Source organism: Bradyrhizobium genosp. SA-3 (genome assembly GCF_004212635.1).
Lineage (GTDB): Bacteria > Pseudomonadota > Alphaproteobacteria > Rhizobiales > Xanthobacteraceae > Bradyrhizobium.
In genome coordinates, this window is record NZ_PSRT01000364.1 from 1 (window position 1) to 362 (window position 362).

The following is a 362-nucleotide window of genomic DNA, read 5'->3' on the forward strand; positions in this document are numbered from 1 at the left end:
GCGCTAAGAAGTAACTGGGCTCGTCAGGCGGCCTCCGGGAGTGGTTGGAGCTGAGCCGCGTAGCCGAGCTTGGCGAGCTGGGCGACAAGACGCTTGGCCTTTGCGGTGGCTGAGCGGTGATCGAAGTGGGCGGCGCCCAGGTCGTGATGCTCGGTACCGTCCTTCAACATGTGATAGATGGCCGTGAGCAGCGAGGCGGCCACGGCACAGATTGCTTTTTGCGGCCCGCGGCGGCAGCTCAGACGGTTGAACTGGGCCTTGTAGTAGCTGTCCTTCTTTCGCTTGGCGGCCCAGGCACATTGCACGAGCATGGTCTTCAGCCACGGCGCTCCCTTGCGGAGCCGTGTGCGTTTGCGTTTGCC

1 pseudogene is annotated in these 362 nt (G+C 63.8%); it reads right to left on the reverse strand.

Features of this window, described 5'->3' with window-relative positions:
- Positions 1-23: 23 nt before the first annotated feature.
- Positions 24-362: pseudogene (locus CWO91_RS42485) on the reverse strand (IS110 family transposase); the annotation flags it as partial.